We start from the raw sequence: 779 nt of genomic DNA, 5'->3' as shown, positions 1-779 counted from the left end.
ACCATCAAGGCTGTATTGGATGTTTACTAAAAATTTGGAGTAATCCCGAGCGCCCGAGACAAGCTTGATTTGAGGGTTGAGAAGAAAACTGAATATGTGACATTTTGACGTAGCTAAGAAAAGGTTATGTATGCTTGGTTTATTAAATAGAAAGACTTTGAAAAGCATGGCTATGAATCTATATCACGAACTGGTACGAGGTCGTATATATGAGGGTAAGCACTTTGGGCTCAGTGCAGATGATATTTCGCAGAGAACAGGGCTCAGTATACATGTGGCGATTGCTCTCATTCATCGGCTTATCGACAACGAATTGGTGGAAAAGTATGGCTTTAAGGACGATGTTAGCTATCGAGCAGTTAACATTCCTAACCACCTAGACAAAACATCTGCTCCAATGAGCATTTTCCAGTACGTAAACCGCTCAATTGGCCGAGTAGACTTCAAAGATCTAGCTTGAACCACAAAGAAAAACCGCCGTTACTGGCGGTTTTTTTATTTTCGTAAAGACTGAACACTCAATTTAGGTGCTTTATGATAGAAATACCTGACTTTTGTTTCGTGTTCTAACAATTCGCTACGTTTAAGTTCAGTTGCAGTTTGAATCTGTGCTTCGACAGACGCGTGGTTAGCTGTTTTCGAGTTTGTTCAAGAGTGTCGAGTTCAATCATGTCATCATCAACGTGTAGATCAATGTTCACGCGAAGCTCTTGACCAACCTTCGTTATGCCAGCCAGTTTTAGCTGATGGTCAGATACTTTTTCAATTTCTAAAACGTC

1 protein-coding gene and 1 pseudogene are annotated in these 779 nt (G+C 40.6%); one reads left to right on the top strand and one right to left on the bottom strand.

Features of this window, described 5'->3' with window-relative positions:
• Window positions 1–166 precede the first annotated feature (166 nt).
• On the top strand, window positions 167–460 hold the full coding sequence (locus R7O13_RS26195) for a hypothetical protein (protein ID WP_228764081.1): 294 nt from the start codon (window positions 167–169) through the stop codon (window positions 458–460).
• Window positions 461–566: 106 nt separating this feature from the next.
• On the opposite strand, the pseudogene R7O13_RS26190 reads toward R7O13_RS26195, so the two are convergent.
• Window positions 567–779 (bottom strand): annotated as a pseudogene (locus R7O13_RS26190) (cation transporter); the annotation flags it as partial.

Source organism: Vibrio sp. Y176, assembly GCF_033438945.1.
Note: the sequence above shows the minus strand (reverse complement) of the source record. Positions and strands in the feature narration are given on the sequence as shown.